General features: G+C 64.6%; 19 protein-coding genes. 9 read left to right on the top strand and 10 right to left on the bottom strand.

Annotated elements, in window-relative coordinates:
* Nucleotides 1–26 precede the first annotated feature (26 nt).
* From IC761_RS21140 to IC761_RS21130, 3 genes are all read right to left on the bottom strand, one after another.
* Nucleotides 27–899: a helix-turn-helix domain-containing GNAT family N-acetyltransferase gene (locus tag IC761_RS21140; protein ID WP_195798564.1), complete on the bottom strand. Its 873-nt coding sequence runs from the start codon at nt 897–899 to the stop codon at nt 27–29.
* A gap of 43 nt (nt 900–942) precedes the next feature.
* The gene (locus tag IC761_RS21135) at nt 943–1,359 is read right to left on the bottom strand and encodes a cupin domain-containing protein (RefSeq protein WP_195798563.1); all 417 of its coding nucleotides are present in this window, start codon (nt 1,357–1,359) and stop codon (nt 943–945) included.
* 68 nt (nt 1,360–1,427) lie between these two features.
* Entirely contained in the window at nt 1,428–1,829 is a 402-nt protein-coding gene (locus IC761_RS21130; RefSeq protein WP_195798562.1) for an Ohr family peroxiredoxin, read from the bottom strand.
* A 151-nt stretch (nt 1,830–1,980) separates the two neighbouring features.
* Between IC761_RS21130 and IC761_RS21125 the strand changes: the two genes are divergently transcribed.
* Nucleotides 1,981–2,451 (top strand): MarR family winged helix-turn-helix transcriptional regulator, encoded by a 471-nt coding sequence (locus tag IC761_RS21125; RefSeq protein WP_246791289.1) that lies wholly within the window; start codon nt 1,981–1,983, stop codon nt 2,449–2,451.
* Between the two features lie 87 nt (nt 2,452–2,538).
* Here the strand turns inward: IC761_RS21125 and IC761_RS21120 are convergent, their stop codons facing one another.
* Both IC761_RS21120 and IC761_RS21115 read right to left on the bottom strand, forming a co-directional pair.
* Nucleotides 2,539–2,691 carry a hypothetical protein gene (locus tag IC761_RS21120; RefSeq protein WP_195798560.1) on the bottom strand — a complete coding sequence of 51 codons (153 nt, stop codon included), beginning with the start codon at nt 2,689–2,691 and terminating at the stop codon, nt 2,539–2,541.
* Between the two features lie 106 nt (nt 2,692–2,797).
* On the bottom strand, nt 2,798–3,010 hold the full coding sequence (locus IC761_RS21115) for a tautomerase family protein (RefSeq protein ID WP_195798559.1): 213 nt from the start codon (nt 3,008–3,010) through the stop codon (nt 2,798–2,800).
* A gap of 126 nt (nt 3,011–3,136) precedes the next feature.
* Between IC761_RS21115 and IC761_RS21110 the strand changes: the two genes are divergently transcribed.
* Nucleotides 3,137–4,030, top strand: a complete 894-nt coding sequence (locus tag IC761_RS21110) for a LysR family transcriptional regulator (RefSeq protein WP_195798558.1) — start codon at nt 3,137–3,139, stop codon at nt 4,028–4,030.
* Here IC761_RS21110 and IC761_RS21105 read toward each other — a convergent pair.
* Nucleotides 4,027–4,371, bottom strand: a complete 345-nt coding sequence (locus IC761_RS21105) for an MmcQ/YjbR family DNA-binding protein (RefSeq protein ID WP_195798557.1) — start codon at nt 4,369–4,371, stop codon at nt 4,027–4,029. The two genes, IC761_RS21110 and IC761_RS21105, sit on opposite strands and share 4 nt — an antisense overlap.
* Before the next feature lie 69 nt (nt 4,372–4,440).
* Here IC761_RS21105 and IC761_RS21100 point away from each other — a divergent pair, with 69 nt between their 5' ends.
* The 3 genes from IC761_RS21100 (at nt 4,441) to IC761_RS21090 (ending at nt 6,387) form a co-directional block, all read left to right on the top strand.
* Nucleotides 4,441–4,992, top strand: a complete 552-nt coding sequence (locus tag IC761_RS21100; protein WP_195798556.1) for a carboxymuconolactone decarboxylase family protein — start codon at nt 4,441–4,443, stop codon at nt 4,990–4,992.
* Nucleotides 4,993–5,100: 108 nt separating this feature from the next.
* Nucleotides 5,101–5,727 (top strand): PadR family transcriptional regulator, encoded by a 627-nt coding sequence (locus IC761_RS21095; RefSeq protein WP_195798555.1) that lies wholly within the window; start codon nt 5,101–5,103, stop codon nt 5,725–5,727.
* 15 nt (nt 5,728–5,742) lie between these two features.
* The gene (locus tag IC761_RS21090) at nt 5,743–6,387 is read left to right on the top strand and encodes an O-methyltransferase (protein ID WP_195798554.1); all 645 of its coding nucleotides are present in this window, start codon (nt 5,743–5,745) and stop codon (nt 6,385–6,387) included.
* Nucleotides 6,388–7,038: 651 nt separating this feature from the next.
* Here the strand turns inward: IC761_RS21090 and IC761_RS21085 are convergent.
* The gene (locus tag IC761_RS21085) at nt 7,039–7,191 is read right to left on the bottom strand and encodes a hypothetical protein (RefSeq protein ID WP_195798553.1); all 153 of its coding nucleotides are present in this window, start codon (nt 7,189–7,191) and stop codon (nt 7,039–7,041) included.
* A gap of 44 nt (nt 7,192–7,235) precedes the next feature.
* Between IC761_RS21085 and IC761_RS21080 the strand changes: the two genes are divergently transcribed.
* From IC761_RS21080 to IC761_RS21070, 3 genes are all read left to right on the top strand, one after another.
* A complete protein-coding gene (locus IC761_RS21080) occupies nt 7,236–8,900 on the top strand; it encodes an acetolactate synthase large subunit (RefSeq protein ID WP_195798552.1) in 1,665 nt (554 codons plus the stop codon).
* A gap of 146 nt (nt 8,901–9,046) precedes the next feature.
* Nucleotides 9,047–9,394 carry a Lin0512 family protein gene (locus IC761_RS21075; RefSeq protein ID WP_195798551.1) on the top strand — a complete coding sequence of 116 codons (348 nt, stop codon included), beginning with the start codon at nt 9,047–9,049 and terminating at the stop codon, nt 9,392–9,394.
* A gap of 4 nt (nt 9,395–9,398) precedes the next feature.
* Nucleotides 9,399–10,091 carry a GNAT family N-acetyltransferase gene (locus tag IC761_RS21070; protein ID WP_195798550.1) on the top strand — a complete coding sequence of 231 codons (693 nt, stop codon included), beginning with the start codon at nt 9,399–9,401 and terminating at the stop codon, nt 10,089–10,091.
* Nucleotides 10,092–10,122: 31 nt separating this feature from the next.
* On the opposite strand, the gene IC761_RS21065 is transcribed toward IC761_RS21070, so the two are convergent.
* On the bottom strand, nt 10,123–10,680 hold the full coding sequence (locus IC761_RS21065) for a hypothetical protein (RefSeq protein WP_195798549.1): 558 nt from the start codon (nt 10,678–10,680) through the stop codon (nt 10,123–10,125).
* Nucleotides 10,681–10,832: 152 nt separating this feature from the next.
* Here IC761_RS21065 and IC761_RS21060 point away from each other — a divergent pair, with 152 nt between their 5' ends.
* A complete protein-coding gene (locus tag IC761_RS21060; RefSeq protein WP_195798548.1) occupies nt 10,833–11,042 on the top strand; it encodes a hypothetical protein in 210 nt (69 codons plus the stop codon).
* A 38-nt stretch (nt 11,043–11,080) separates the two neighbouring features.
* Here IC761_RS21060 and IC761_RS21055 read toward each other — a convergent pair whose 3' ends face one another.
* Together IC761_RS21055 and IC761_RS21050 are read right to left on the bottom strand one after the other, a co-directional pair.
* Nucleotides 11,081–12,421 (bottom strand): RtcB family protein, encoded by a 1,341-nt coding sequence (locus IC761_RS21055; protein WP_195798547.1) that lies wholly within the window; start codon nt 12,419–12,421, stop codon nt 11,081–11,083.
* 111 nt (nt 12,422–12,532) lie between these two features.
* Nucleotides 12,533–13,858: a TROVE domain-containing protein gene (locus IC761_RS21050; RefSeq protein ID WP_195798546.1), complete on the bottom strand. Its 1,326-nt coding sequence runs from the start codon at nt 13,856–13,858 to the stop codon at nt 12,533–12,535.
* Nucleotides 13,859–13,980 lie beyond the last annotated feature (122 nt).

The following is a 13,980-nucleotide window of genomic DNA, read 5'->3' as shown; positions in this document are numbered from 1 at the left end:
CGGGAGCACGGGAATCGGTGCACCGCTCACAGGCGCTTTTCGAAAAACAGATCCGGGTAGGGGTCGTCATTGAAGCGCGGGATCTCACGCCAGCCGGTGGTGCGGTAGAGCCGGCCGGCTTCCGGCAGCGCGCTGTTGGTGTCGAGCCGCAAGAGGGCGATGCCGAGCGTGCGTGCGGCATCCTCGGCGGCGTCCATCAGGCGCTTGCCGAGCCCCAATCCACGCGCGGAGGGCGCGACCCAGAGGCGCTTGATCTCGGCATAACCGTGATCCGTTCCCTTCAGGCCGATGCAACCGATCGGCAGCGTGTCGGACATCGCCACGATGAAGCTGCCGCGCGGGCGGCGCATGTCCTTGGCATCGGGATCGCGCGACAGCGAGACGTCAAAACCCTGTTTGAAGCGGCGGCCGAGCTCGGCGTAATACTCGCCGAGGCAATAGCGGGCCTCGTCGCTGCGCGGATCCATCTCGGTGAGTGCAATGCGCTCGCGCGTCAGCGCCGACGCGATCAGATCCATCGCCGCCAGCAGCGCTTCGCGCTGCGCATGCCGCGCGAGGAAACCTTCGGCCTGCGTGTTCGACAATGCCTCATAGGCCGCGAATTCGCGCCGGCCCGCGCGCGTCAGGCTGGCAACGCGACGTCGTGCGTCGTCTTCATGCGTTTCGGTCTCGATCAGCCCTTCGTCCTCGAGGCTGCGCAGCAGGCGGCTCATCAGCCCGGAATCCAGGCCGAGATAGTCGCGGATGTCAGCCACATCCGAACGCCCTTGCCCGATTGCATTGAGCACGCGCGCCGCACCAAGCGGCCGTCCGCGCCCGAGGAACGAGGTGTCGAGCGCGCCGACGGCAGAAGTCACGGCACGGTTGAAGCGGCGGACGCGGGAAACAGGATCGAGCATGATATCTGACTTTAGTCAGATATTGCGAATGGGTCAATCCGGCTCACTTCACCAGCGTCAGCAGCGGCTTGTCCTTCTCGACGATATAGGTCGCAAGCTCGCTCGCGGTCACGTCGCCGACGTTCTTCGCGGCATGAACGGTTCCGGCCGGGATGAACAGCACGTCGCCGGCCTTCAGCGTCACCGGCGGCTTGCCGTCGACGTCGTATTCCATGCGGCCGGCCAGCACGTAGATGATCTCTTCGCCCGGATGGGTGTGGCGGCCGAAGGCTATGCCCGGTGCGAGGTCGACGCGGACCTGCACCGCTTCGCGTCCGGGCGCGCTGAGGTCGTGGCGCTGGAGGTCGGTGCGGGTGACGCCGGCCGGCTGCGCTGCGGCGGCTGGCCGCGTGACGATGTTGGTGGCGAGCAAGGCAACGCTCGCCAGCACGCGCACGGTTCGCAGGAAATTGTTGCTCATGGTCGGCTCCCGGATTGTTGCTCCGCGCCGCGCCCGGCCGTTCCTCGGCCGGGCCGCGTCGGAGTGTGTCAGACGAGGGTTGTTGTCACTTCGATGTTGCCGTGGACGGCCTTGGAGTAAGGGCAGATGCCGTGCGCGGCCTCGATCAGCTCCTGCGCAACTGCGCGATCGACACCGGGCACGCTGACGTCGAGGCGGGCGCGCAGGAAAAAGCCGCTGGCCGCATTGTTCAGGTCGATCGCGGTATCGACCGACGGCTCTTGCGGCAGCTTGACCTTGCGCTGGGCGGCGGCGAGCCCGATGGCGCCGAGGTAGCAAGCCGACCAGGCGGCGGCGAACAGGTTTTCGGCGGCCGGGTGCGGCTGCGGCAGCTTGATGTCGAGCTGGCCGTCCTGCGAGCGTGCGGCGCCGTCATGGCCGGCGGTAACGTGGGCCTGGCCTGTGAAGAGAACTTTTGCAGCGGTGGTCATGGCGGAATTCCTTTCGGGGTTTGAGTTATATCGTATCCGATCTAATCGGATGCGTATTGAAATAAACCTGGCGACCGAGCCAGTCAATCTCTTCCGATTTAATCGGATGCGATTTATATTCCCTGGCGGATCACAAATTGCGGAGGTTCCCGTGGCCCGTCTTTCCAAATCCACCGATAAAGGCCGAAAACTGTCGAATTTCCTGTGCTTTGCCGTCTATTCGGCCAATCTGGCCTTCGGCCGCGCTTACAAGCCGCTGCTGGACAAGGTCGGCCTGACCTACACCCAGTACATCGCCATGGTGGCGCTGTCGGACGAGGACGAGCTGACCGTCAGCGCGCTGGGCGAAAAGCTGTTCCTGGAATCCAACACGCTGACGCCGATCCTGAAGAAGCTCGAGCAGATGGGATTCATCAGCCGCCACCGCGATCCCACCGACGAGCGGCAGGTGCGGATCGGCCTGATGCCGGCCGGCCGCAAGCTGATCGAGCAGGATCTCGGCAAATCCGTGATCGAGGCGACCGGTCTCGGCGATGAATTTCCGGTGGTGCAGAAGACGGTGAGCCGGCTGCGCGACAATCTCTTGCGGGCGACACAGGTGGACAGCGAGAAGAAGCGCTGAGCGATACGCGCAGCGCATGCGAGCCTCGCCGCGCGTCACAAGGAACGTGCATGCCCGGGACAAGCCCGGGCATGACGACGCTTTTTTCTACGCGCAGATCGACTGCGGGATCATCCAGGTCGCGAGGGTTTGCCAACGGCCGTTGTCGCTGCGGCGTTGATAGGCGACGAAGTCGGCGCCTTCGCCGTGCACGAGCTCGTAGCGATGGTTCTTGGCGGATGTGGTGTTGGGCTTGCTCATCGAAATTCTCCATCAGAAATGGAATTTCCCGTGAGCTAGTTGCGGTGCAGCACCGGGCCAATGGGAGGATGACGATCATCCCATCACGTTGTGGAGAGCGCCCACCTCACTCCTTGGCCCGGTACGGCGCGGGGATCACGAACACTTCATCGGCGCGGCCATAGCCGCCGTCGGGCACTTCCTCGATCAGCACCATCGTGTGGGGACGTGCCGCTTCGCTGAAGTAATCGACGAACATCGCGGTCACGCGATGCACGATCTCCTGCTTCTGCGCTGTCGACAGCGCAGCCTGCGGGACCTTGATGTTGGCAAAGGGCATGGTGAAGCTCCGTGGCAGCGACGGCAGGTTCGTCCCGCGTCTCCTCCGCAGGGAATAGCCGATCGTGCGAGGCGGATAATCCGGCAGCTCTTGCCATCACCTGTCGGCTGTGTTGAACAATCCGGCATGGACCGTTTCGACTCCATGCGCCTGTTCGTCCGCCTCGTCGAAAGGCGCAGCTTTACCGCCGCCGCTGCCGATCTCGGCCTGCCGCGCTCGACGGCGAGCGAGGTGATCCGCGGCCTCGAGGCGCGTCTCGGCGTGCGCCTGCTCGAGCGCACCACGCGCCATGTCACGCCGACCCTCGACGGCGAGGACTATTACCGCCGCTGTGTCGCGATCCTGTCGGAGGTGGAGGAGGCGGAAAGCGCGATGCGCGACGCCGAGCCGCGCGGCCTGCTGCGCGTCGATGCGCATCCGCTTTTGACGCGCACCTTCATCCTGCCAAAACTGCCGGAATTCCTGGCGCGTCATCCGCTCTTGGAGTTGCAGATCGGGCAGGGCGACCGCCTGGTCGATCTCGTGCGCGAGGGCGTCGATTGCGTCATTCGCGCTGGCCAGCCCGATGACAGCGGCATGATCCAGCGCCGCCTCGGCACGGTCGCGGAGATTACAGTGGCAAGTCCGGCCTATCTCGCACAGCACGGCACGCCCACAGCGCCGGACGCGCTCGACGGGCACCAGATGGTCGGCTTCATTTCGTCGCGAACGGGCGACGTGCTGCCGCTGGAATTTTCGGTCGGCGGCACCTTGCGCGAGATCATGCTGCCAAGCCGGATCCGGGTGAACAATTCCGACACGATGTCGGATCTGGCGCGGCTCGGCTTTGGCATGGTCCAGGCGCCGCGCTACCGTTTCGAGCAAGATCTCGCCAGCGGCGCGCTGGTCGAGGTGCTGCCGAACTTTCCGCCGTCGCCGACGCCACTCTCGGCGCTGTACCCGCAAAATCGCCAGCTCACGCTGCGCCTGCGTATCTTCCTCGACTGGATCGGCCGCATCTTTGCCGAGGCGAAGCTTTAGCCCAGCCCGAGCTCCTTGCGGGCCTTCCGCGTCAGCCTTGCCACGATCAGCGCATGGGCTTGCGCGAGATAGGCGGTGAGCGCGGCATCGGGCAGCGCTGTGTTGCTGACGAGCTGCACCCATTTGGCCCGTGCCAGATACGGCGCCGGCCGCGCCGCGCCTTGCTCGATCAGCATCGCATAGGCCATATCCGAGGTCTTGAACATGTAGCTTGCGGTCAAGCCGCCGCTCAGCGCGAACATCTTGCCGCCGACCTTGAACACGGAGGTGCCTTCCCACTGCACCACCTTGGTGGCGGCGGGAAGGCAAAGGCAGCGCGCTTCAAAGGTCTTGGGAGTCATGCGATTGCAATGGCGGACATCGGCGCACCTTTATGGCAGCATGCATGTTCCAGCCGAGGATGGAATGCCATGTCGCGCGTTTCGATCAAGACCAGGGACGATCTGCCGGAAGCATTGCGACCGCTGTGGGACAAGATGACGACCTACGGCGCGTTCGAGAACCAGGCCGGTGTGATGGCGCATCGTCTGCCGATCTTCAAGCACATGTGGTCGTTGCTGGTCGATCTCGCGAGCGAGGGCCTGGTGTCGAAACGCCATCTCGAGCTCGCGCTGGTGACGGTGTCGCTGCTCAACAAATGCGATTATTGCGTCTCGCACCACGCGCCGAAGCTGGCGGTGCAAGGCGTGTCGGAGGAGGGCGCCGCGCGCCTGGTCGACTACAAGGATCACCCCGAGCTCGATGAGCGCGACAAGCTCGTCGTCGAATATTCCATCGCCGTCACCAACAACTGGAACAAGACGCGCGACGAGATTTTTGCCCGCCTTCGCGCCCATTTCTCGGAAGCAGAGATCGTCGAGCTGACCTGGCGCATCGCGCTGTGCGGCGCCTTCAACCGCTTCAACGACATCCTTCAGCTCGAGGTCGAGCAGGGCGTGCCTCACAGTGAGGCCGCCGAGTAGCGCCACCCGGCCTCTGCGGCCCTGACCGGTCGATCACGGACCCGTGATTTGCGCCTCCGCTATCGCAAACTATATCGTAAGATATGTTTTGAGAAGGAGACGTAAGACATGTTTGGTAAGCACAGAGACCACAGAAACTTCCACTTTGGGCACTTCGCCCACTTCGCCATGGGCCGGCATGGCGGGCGGCATCGCTTCGGCCGCGGCGGACACGGCTTTTTCGGGCGCGGCGGCGACGACTTTCCGGGCGCGCGCCGGCTGTCCTCGCAGGACCTCCAGCTCGTGATCCTCGCGCTGCTCGCTGAGAAGCCGGCGCATGGCTACGAGCTGATCAAGATCATCGAGGAGCGCTCCGAGGGATTTTACACGCCGAGCCCCGGCGTGATCTATCCGGCGCTGACCTATCTCGAAGAGGTCGGCCACGCCCGTGTCGCGCAGGATGGCGGCAGAAAACTCTACAGCATCACGCCGCAGGGCGAGGCGTTTCTCGCCGAGCATCGCGCCACCGCCGACGGAATCCTTCAGGCGCTGTCGCGGATCGGCCGCCGCATGGACGAGGTGCGCGAGGCCTTTGCGGGCATCAGCGATCTCGATGCGGATGCCTCTGACGAGCTGCACCGCGCTCGCCACAATCTCAAACGCGCACTGCGTGCGAAGCACGGCAGCGATACCGCCGAGGCGCGCCGCATCGCCGCGATCCTGGATCGCGCGGCTGCGGAAATCCTGGGCAAGTGAAGCGGAGCGCAGAATATGGTGAGTGAACACAGTCCGATTGCCGATCCGCGCGTCAACGCCGTGATCGCGCGCTTGCAGGCCGCGCGTCAACGCCCGTCCGGCGGCGGCCCGCGCGGCAATGCCTTTGCGAGCCGCGATCCGCAGGCCTATGCCGAGCAGGGTTTTTCGATCCATCCCGAGCAGGGCGAGCTGATCTATCTCTTGTGCCGCGGCCTGCGTGCCACGCGCGTCGCGGAGTTCGCGACCTCGGTCGGCATGTCGACGCTGTATTTTGCCGCGGCGATCCGCGACAATGGCGGCGGCACCGTGATCGGCTCGGAGATCGTGCCGGCCAAGGTCGAAGCCGCCAAACGCAACCTCACTGAAGCGGGTCTCGCCGACTACGCCGAGATCCGTGAAGGCGACGCGCGACAGACGCTGCGCGATCTCGGCGGCCCCGTCGATTTCGTCCTGATCGACGGCTGGCCGGGCGACAAAGGCCCCTCGCTCGCGCGCGAAGTGATCGAGATCGTCGCACCGCAGCTGCTCGTCGGCGGCTATGTCATGAACGACAACGCCGAGCCGGATTACCTCGCCTTCATCCGCGATCCCAACAACGGTTTTGTGTCGATGACACTGCCACTGAAGGGCGGGACGGAGCTCAGCCTGAAGGTGAGGTGAGGTGTTTCCCGTAGCCCGGATGGAGCGCAGCGCAATCCGGGGTCTTTTGCCCGTGTGGATGCGATCCCGGATTGCGCTGCGCTCCATCCGGGCTACGAGACCTTGTGCTGCCCGTCAGGCAAAACACGCCAAGGCTCGGTCAATCCACGCTCACAAAAATATTCCACTTTACCGAAATTCGGAAACGGCGTATGTGTCGCCTCACTCCGGCCCAAGGAAGAGGGGCGTATCGCGATCGTCACGAACGCGGGCCGGGCGGCGGTGGACGTGGGTCACATCGGCGCGATGAGGTTTTGCAGGGCGGGCAACCGTGAGCGAGGCCGTCGCGCAAACGACCGGTGTGGCTTGCGTACGGCAAAATCGTGTGGTCCTGACGCCCGGGGTCTGTGCGTCAAGTCTTGCGGTGATGGGGGTGGCCCAACCGGGCCCGCGCATCAGCCATCCGCAAGGCGACGGGGGCAATAGTGCAACGCTCCCCGGGGAGATCACGACATAAGCCGTTCCAACCATCGCGCAGGGAAGGCTGGGATGATCCGGTTGCCCTGTTACCCGCTATGCCCTGTAGCGCAATCTACTTCTTGCATAGCGGTCAATGGGAGCCAGCCGGCTCCCGGTCTTCCCTGCGCCCTCTTTCATTTGAGGGTGACGCGATCAAGCAAAGCTCGGGCGAAACGCGCCGCGAGGATGCGAAGGCGTGTCTGCGATGATCGTGCGAATTTGAAAAAGCACCGCGCTCGCGATGACGGCGCCGATGCAGTGGTGCGCCTCTTTGTGAGTTGTGCTCGCCTCGCCAACCGCTACCATGTTGCCGCTCCCCGGAACTCGGGAGCGTAGCAAGCGGAGACGACATGAGCGGACAGGAACGCAAGGTCAAGGGATCGGATCTGTTCGTCGCGGCGCTGGAGAACGAGGGCGTCGATCGCATTTTCGGCGTTCCCGGCGAGGAAAACCTCGATCTCGTCGAATCGCTGCGCACCTCGAAAATCCAGCTGATCCTGACCCGCCACGAGCAGGCCGCCGCCTTCATGGCTGCGACCCATGGCCGGCTGACCGGCAAGCCCGGCGTTTGTCTCTCGACGCTCGGCCCTGGCGCGCTCAACCTGTCCACGGGTGCGGCCTATGCGCATCTCGGCGCGATGCCGATGATTTTGATCACCGGCCAGAAGCCGATCATGAGCAGCCGCCAGGCGCGCTTCCAGATCGTCGACGTGGTCGCGACCATGAAGCCGCTGACGAAACTGTCACGGCAGATCATCAGCGCCTCCAGCATTCCGACCGTGGTCCGCGACGCCTTCCGCGTGGCGATGGAGGAGCGGCCGGGGCCGGTGCATCTCGAACTGCCCGAGGACATCGCGGGCGACGAGGTGCCTGCTACTCCCGTCATCCATATCCATCCGATCGAGATCCCCGTCGCCCATCGTGCCGCGCTCGACCGCGCCGCCGAGATGATTTTGGCCGCAAAGCATCCGCTGGTGATGATGGGGGCTGCGACCAGCCGGCCGCGGTCGACCCACGGCATCGCGAGCTTCGTGCGGCGGACCGGCATTCCTTTCTTCACGACGCAGATGGGCAAGGGCACCGTGCCCGGCGGCACCAATCTCTATATGGGCACCGCGGCGCTAACCGAGCGCGACTATGTTCACGATGCGATCGAGGCCGCCGATTTGATCGTGGCAATCGGCCACGACCCGATCGAGAAGCCGCCCTTCATCATGGGGCCGTCGGGTCCGAAGGTCATTCACGTCAGCTACACCCCGGCCAGCGTCGAGCTGGTCTATTTCCCCGATGCCGAGGTCGTCGGCGATGTCGGCCCGAGCCTGGAGTTGCTGGCCGACCGTCTAGAGGGCAAGCTGCCGCAAGCGGGAGCGTTGTTGCCGTTGCGCGAGAAAATTCTCGCGCAAATCGCCGATCGCGCCACCGAGGCGCGCTGGCCGCCGACGCCACAGCGCATCGTGCACGATATCAGGCAGGTGATTCCGGAGAACGGCATCGTCGCGCTCGACAACGGCATGTACAAGATCTGGTTCGCGCGCAATTACCGCACCCGCGTCGCCAACACGTTGCTGCTCGACAACGCGTTGGCGACGATGGGGGCGGGTCTGCCGTCGGCGATGATGGCCGCGATGCTCTATCCGGATCGCCGCGTGCTTGCGGTCGCCGGCGACGGCGGCTTCATGATGAACAGCCAGGAAATGGAGACCGCGGTCCGTCTCAAGCTCAACCTGGTCGTGCTGGTGCTCGAGGACCATGCCTATGGCATGATCCGCTGGAAGCAGGCCGTCGATCATTTCGCCGATTTCGGCATGACCTTTGGCAATCCCGATTTCGTCCTCTATGCCAAGTCTTATGGCGCCAAGGGTCATCGCATCGCGAGTATCGACAGCTTTGCTCCGACGCTCGATGCCGCCTTCAAGGAAGGCGGCTTGCATCTCGTTTGCATCCCGATCGACTATTCGGAGAACGTGCGGGTGCTGGTCGACGAGCTGCGGGCGCATGAAAAGGCGAAGGCGTGACGTGATGGGGCGAAGCTATTCCCTCATCGTCATTGCGAGCATGGCGAAGCAATCCAGAGTCTTTCAGCGGCGGCAGGCTGGATTGCTTCGCTGCGCTCGCAATGACGGAACTAGCACCAGCAATCAACCAGCCACAGGAATCTGAAATGACTCGCGTTCGTTGTGTCACCGAGATGGGTATGGGCGTCGACGTTCACGGCCGGGACGCCACCAAGGCCGCGAAGCGTGCGGTCTCGGATGCGATCCGGCATTCGAGCCTCGGCTTCTTCCGGATGATCGGCAAGACCGCGAACGACATGTTCGTCGACGTCACGATCGCGGTGCCCAATCCGGAAAGTGTGGACAGGGACGCGGTGGCCAAGGAATTGCCTTATGGCACCGTCACCGTCAATGCGGTCAAGGGCGGGCTTGAAATTCCGTCGGCCACGGAACAGGCGAATGATCCCATCCTCATCGCCAACGCCGCTGTCATCGTCAGCTTCGACAAGGACTAGGCCGGTGTCCGACAGCAATGTGCGGCTACTGGATCGGCCGATCTGGGGCGCGCTGACGACGCGCCAGACGCATCTGGCGGAAGGTGGCCCGGGGGCACTGCGCTATCCCGTGGACATGACGCCGTTTGCCGACATGGTCGACATGTCAGCGGCGAGTTTCGCGGCGCTCGGCGAGCTCATGTCTGGCGCGCAGGTGGCGGCGCTATTCACGCCGGAACCGGTCGATGTTCCTGCCGGCTTCAAGATTGTGCTGGCCGAGACCGGCGAGCAGATGATCGGCTCGCCCGCCGACAGCCCGTTGCGCGACGCCGAGATCGTCACGCTCGGCGTAGCCGACGTTCCCGCCATGATGGCGCTGACCGCACTGACCAAGCCAGGTCCGTTCGCCGCAAGAACGCATGAGCTCGGCACGTTCCTTGGCATCCGAGCCGGCGGCGAGCTGGCCGCGATGGCCGGCGAGCGCATGAAGCCGGGCAGTTTCACCGAGATGACCGCTGTCTGCGTCCATCCCGAGCATCGCGGCCGCGGCTACGCGCAGGCGCTGCTTGCGGCGATCGCGCGCCAGATCGAGGCGCGCGGCGAGATCCCGTTCCTGCACGTATTTTCGAACAACGCCTCGGCGATCGCGCTGTACCAGCGGCAGGGGATGCGGATCCGCCGCCGGCTTCACGTCACGGCGTTGATGAAGCAGGGATGATCGCCCGGCGGCGCGCGCCTGGCCGTTGACATCAGGTCTTGTAGTCGACCAGCAGCGAACTCGCCGAGGACGAGTTGCTGTTGCCGCTGGAGCTGTAGGAGGTCGACTGGCTGGTCGCGTTCTGAAGCAGCGAGATTAGCTCTTTCATCAGATCCTCGGTGGTCGCGGAGGAGGAGCTTGAGGAGGAACTGGACGAGGAGGTGGAGTCCGTGCTGCTCGTGCTTGACGAGTCGCTGCTTCCGTCCGGCGGCGGAGGCGGGCCGCCGGCGCCATTTGCGCTGGAGAAGGTGTTGGCGAACACGTTCTTCAGTTCGCTCGCCTGGTCGCTGGTCAGCTTGCCGCTCGACACCTCGCTCTGGATGAGGTCGTCCACCTTGGATTGCATCTCGTCGGGCGAGGGCGGCGACGAGGAGCTCGAGCTTGATGCGCTGCTCTTGAGCGACGAATCGATGTCGTCGAGCGCGGACGACAGCGCGGATTCGTCGCTTGAGCTGATGGTGCCCGCCGAGACCTCCTTGGTGAGCTCGCTCTTAAGGAGGTCGAGTGGGGAAGAATAAGTACTGGTGGAGGTTGAAGAGATCGAGGTCATTACCGGTCACCCATGATGAGATTGAAGATACGCTGAACATGGGTGTGAGGCTAAAGGTCGCGCCCTTAACGAGATCTTGCCGCGAGGATTGCAGCGGTTTTCGTTGTGTTGCTCACGCCGCGACGAACACGACGCGAAACAAAAATGGGGACGTGATCGGTACGGTCGAGGCCTCGCCGGAGTTGCGCTTCCCGCGGCCGAGTCGTCGTTATATCCATTTCAACCCATTCAGGGAGGGAGGCATTCCCGTTTTCGTGGCGCTGGCGCCAGTCGAGGCTAACGCCTTCCTGGCGTTCGCTCGCCATGCGCTGCTGGCGCAGCGGTTGTTCGAGCAAAATCGAAGAAGGGAGCAACATAAATGATGCAGGCGGGAGGCAATGCCTCCCGCCTGCGGTTCGCGTTAGTCCTTCCACGGATCGAACTCGCCGTCGCCGGCCATGGCGACAGCGAACGGCCGCAGCGTGTGCAGCACCTTCACGGTGCCGGCGTGCTGCGCGAGCACGTCCGGCAGGCGGCGATAGGCCATCGGACTCTCGTCGAGGTCGGCACCGATCAGGGTGACGCCACGCTCGTTGAGCCAGTGATCCATTTCCGCGCGCGAGAAGCGCCGCTTCGCTTCCTTGCGCCCGAACAGGCGGCCGGCGCCGTGCACGGTCGAATAAAGCGAAGCCTTGGCCTCGGGGCTGTCGACGCCTTCGAGAATGACGGCGTCGTCGCCCATCGAGCCGCCGACGAATCCCTTCTGGCCGGGAAACGCAGGCGTCGCGCCCTTGCGCACCACCCACAGATCGCGCCCGTCGTGGGTCTCACGCCAGGCATAATTGTGGTGGTTGTGCACGCTCTCGGTCACGCGGCCGCCGATGATCTGGCGGACGCGCTCGACCACCCACTCACGGCCCGCATAAGCGTAACGTCCGGCGAGTTGCATCGCCGCGATGTAGCGGCGGCCGAGCTCGGAGTCCTCGTCGACCACGGCGGGCGGGACGTTCATGCCGTCCTTGCCGCCGGCGGCCTTGAGGTAGCGCGTCGCAGAGGTGTGCCCGAGACCGCGGCTACCGAAGTGGACGCCGATCCAGACAAAGCCTTCCTCGTCGCGCATGAGGTCGACATAGTGGTTGCCCGAGCCGACCGTGCCGAGCTGGCTCACCGCCTTCTGGCGGTAGGCCTCCATGTCGCTCTCGCGCCAGGCATCGCCGTCGTCGAACAGCGCGTGCTCGGCGCGTTCCGCGTTGGCACGGCCGACGCCGAACGAGATCACTTTCGCAACGTCGCGGATGATCGTAGGGACGATCTCCGCAATGTCGTCGAAGCGGGTATCGAGCCGTGCCGCCATGTTGCCGCAGCCGATGTCGAAGCCGACGCCGGAGATGCTGATCTGCTTCTCATAGGCGATGACCCCGCCGACCGGCTGGGCGTAGCCGAGATGGCCGTCGGCGCAGATGACGCCGGACACGACATTGCCGACCGCCATGCAGTTGCGCATCTGCGCGATGGTCGCCTCCTCATGCGGGCCGAAGATTTTCAGCGGCGCATTCTGGAAGCGTGCCTCCTGCGGGCGCAGATTCGCGATCTCGCTCGCGGCAGCACTGGCTTCGCGGGCAAGATGCTCCTGGCGTGCAGCGTCCCGGTACGAGCACCAGGCCGGCTGACCGCGTCCTTCGCCGACGCGCGAGTCGGGATCGACGCCGGCGGCGAGGCAGAGCTCTCGGGCGCGCTCCATGTAGGGATCGGATCGTCGCATGGTCCTGGGTCCTTCGCATTCCACGCGCAGCATAGACGGTGCGCGCGGATCATTTCAGGGATTTTGGAGGCCCCGGGCGCATCTCGCGTCCGGAGCCGTCGTCGTTGCGCATCAGTTCAGCGCTGTCTCCGACGCCGCGATCCACGCGACCACGGCCTCAGAGAAGCCGTTGACGCGGGTCCAGTCGCCGTATCCGACACCGTGCTGATACGAGGCCACGTTCACGATGGTGCCGCGCGCCTTGGGCTCGGGCACCCGGTCGTGGCTCTGCTCGTCGGTGAAGACGATCAGGCGATCGCCCTTGCGGTCGATCTCCGTCACGGCCTTGCCGAGCCAAGTGCCGCTGTGAGGCTGCGAGTTGATGATCGCATCCCTGAGCGCGAAACCGCGGCGCGGAGGGACCTTCACCACCCTGTCGGAGAAGGTGAAGATCTCGACCTCGTCGCAGATCTCGCGGGCGAGGATGGCCAGACCACACGCCGCCTCCGCGCGCGTCATTTCCGACTGCGCGGAGAGGGTTGCGAACATCGAGCCCGACACGTCGATCAGGAGCCGGGTGCGACCGGGAAGCCGCACATGGTCCTTGACCGACTTGAGCATCGCGGTCTCGAGCTCGGGCTCGAAATCCGGCGCATAGCGCGCCGCCGTGATGAAGCGATAGGGCAGGATACGATCCGTCCGCATCGCCTCGATCGCGGCCGCGATGGTCTCGCGCGGCACTTCTGCGTTCTGCATCAGCCGCAGGTTGCGCAGCAGCGCCAGGCCGCCGAGCTTCCGCTCGGCGATCAGCCGTTCGAAGGTCTCGCGCTTGCTCTTGCCGGCCGAGAGCGAAACCTCCCAGGTGTCGGGGGAGGCGAGCTCGCCATCGACGAGCTGCTTCCACAGCTTCTCCTGATCGGCGTCCTTCGGCTTGGCGTGCACCAGGAACAGCACGTCCCTGATGCGCACCGCGCCGTCGCGGTCGTACTTGGCGAGCTGATAGGCGTCGAACTTGGTCAGCGCGCGAGCGAGACCCTTCTTCACCTGCGCCGAAACCGGCTGACGCTTGCGCTGCTGCTGCGGGCCGAGCGCATCCGCCCAGTAGATCGCAAGCAGCTCCGTCATCTCGTCGGGACGCTGGATCACCTGAGCCAATGTGTCGGCGACGAGCGCGCGGTGCTTTTCGCTGCGCGCCATCTCGCGAACGACGAGCAGCGGCGCATGCCGCAGCTTCATCACCTCGCGCGCCTCGATCGCAAGCTGCGCGACGCGGGCAGGAGCGACCTTGGGCACGAGTGCCTTGATGCGGTCGGCGATGGCGATGCCGTCCTCGTAGAACTGGTTCTCCCACAGGAGGCAGTTCATCAGCGCGCGCTTCAGCTCTATCTCGGGCGTGAAGCGAACGGCGCGCGCGCCCTCACGCGTGAAGGCACGAACGATCTTGTTGAGCCTGACCATGACGGCCTCCTCTGGGTTGATGATGGAATGAAAACAGGTGCCGGGGAACAAGCGAGGCTGATCGTGCTCTACCAACTGAGCTACGGACAAGTGTCCGGGAGGGCTCGAACCTCCGACAGCGA

Origin of the sequence: Bradyrhizobium commune (assembly GCF_015624505.1) — a bacterium.
Classification (GTDB): domain Bacteria; phylum Pseudomonadota; class Alphaproteobacteria; order Rhizobiales; family Xanthobacteraceae; genus Bradyrhizobium; species Bradyrhizobium commune.
This window is presented reverse-complemented; position numbering and strand designations above follow the sequence as displayed.

Excerpts from the sequence above, each read along its gene's own strand:
- IC761_RS21140 (WP_195798564.1), bottom strand. The coding sequence starts at position 899 with ATGCTCGATCCTGTTTCCCGCGTCCGCCGCTTCAACCGTGCCGTGACT.
- IC761_RS21135 (WP_195798563.1), bottom strand. The coding sequence starts at position 1,359 with ATGAGCAACAATTTCCTGCGAACCGTGCGCGTGCTGGCGAGCGTTGCC.
- IC761_RS21130 (WP_195798562.1), bottom strand. The coding sequence starts at position 1,829 with ATGACCACCGCTGCAAAAGTTCTCTTCACAGGCCAGGCCCACGTTACC.
- IC761_RS21120 (WP_195798560.1), bottom strand. The coding sequence starts at position 2,691 with ATGAGCAAGCCCAACACCACATCCGCCAAGAACCATCGCTACGAGCTC.
- IC761_RS21115 (WP_195798559.1), bottom strand. The coding sequence starts at position 3,010 with ATGCCCTTTGCCAACATCAAGGTCCCGCAGGCTGCGCTGTCGACAGCG.
- IC761_RS21110 (WP_195798558.1), top strand. The coding sequence starts at position 3,137 with ATGGACCGTTTCGACTCCATGCGCCTGTTCGTCCGCCTCGTCGAAAGG.
- IC761_RS21105 (WP_195798557.1), bottom strand. The coding sequence starts at position 4,371 with ATGACTCCCAAGACCTTTGAAGCGCGCTGCCTTTGCCTTCCCGCCGCC.
- IC761_RS21100 (WP_195798556.1), top strand. The coding sequence starts at position 4,441 with ATGTCGCGCGTTTCGATCAAGACCAGGGACGATCTGCCGGAAGCATTG.
- IC761_RS21095 (WP_195798555.1), top strand. The coding sequence starts at position 5,101 with ATGTTTGGTAAGCACAGAGACCACAGAAACTTCCACTTTGGGCACTTC.
- IC761_RS21090 (WP_195798554.1), top strand. The coding sequence starts at position 5,743 with ATGGTGAGTGAACACAGTCCGATTGCCGATCCGCGCGTCAACGCCGTG.
- IC761_RS21085 (WP_195798553.1), bottom strand. The coding sequence starts at position 7,191 with ATGGTAGCGGTTGGCGAGGCGAGCACAACTCACAAAGAGGCGCACCAC.
- IC761_RS21080 (WP_195798552.1), top strand. The coding sequence starts at position 7,236 with ATGAGCGGACAGGAACGCAAGGTCAAGGGATCGGATCTGTTCGTCGCG.
- IC761_RS21075 (WP_195798551.1), top strand. The coding sequence starts at position 9,047 with ATGACTCGCGTTCGTTGTGTCACCGAGATGGGTATGGGCGTCGACGTT.
- IC761_RS21065 (WP_195798549.1), bottom strand. The coding sequence starts at position 10,680 with ATGACCTCGATCTCTTCAACCTCCACCAGTACTTATTCTTCCCCACTC.
- IC761_RS21055 (WP_195798547.1), bottom strand. The coding sequence starts at position 12,421 with ATGCGACGATCCGATCCCTACATGGAGCGCGCCCGAGAGCTCTGCCTC.
- IC761_RS21050 (WP_195798546.1), bottom strand. The coding sequence starts at position 13,858 with ATGGTCAGGCTCAACAAGATCGTTCGTGCCTTCACGCGTGAGGGCGCG.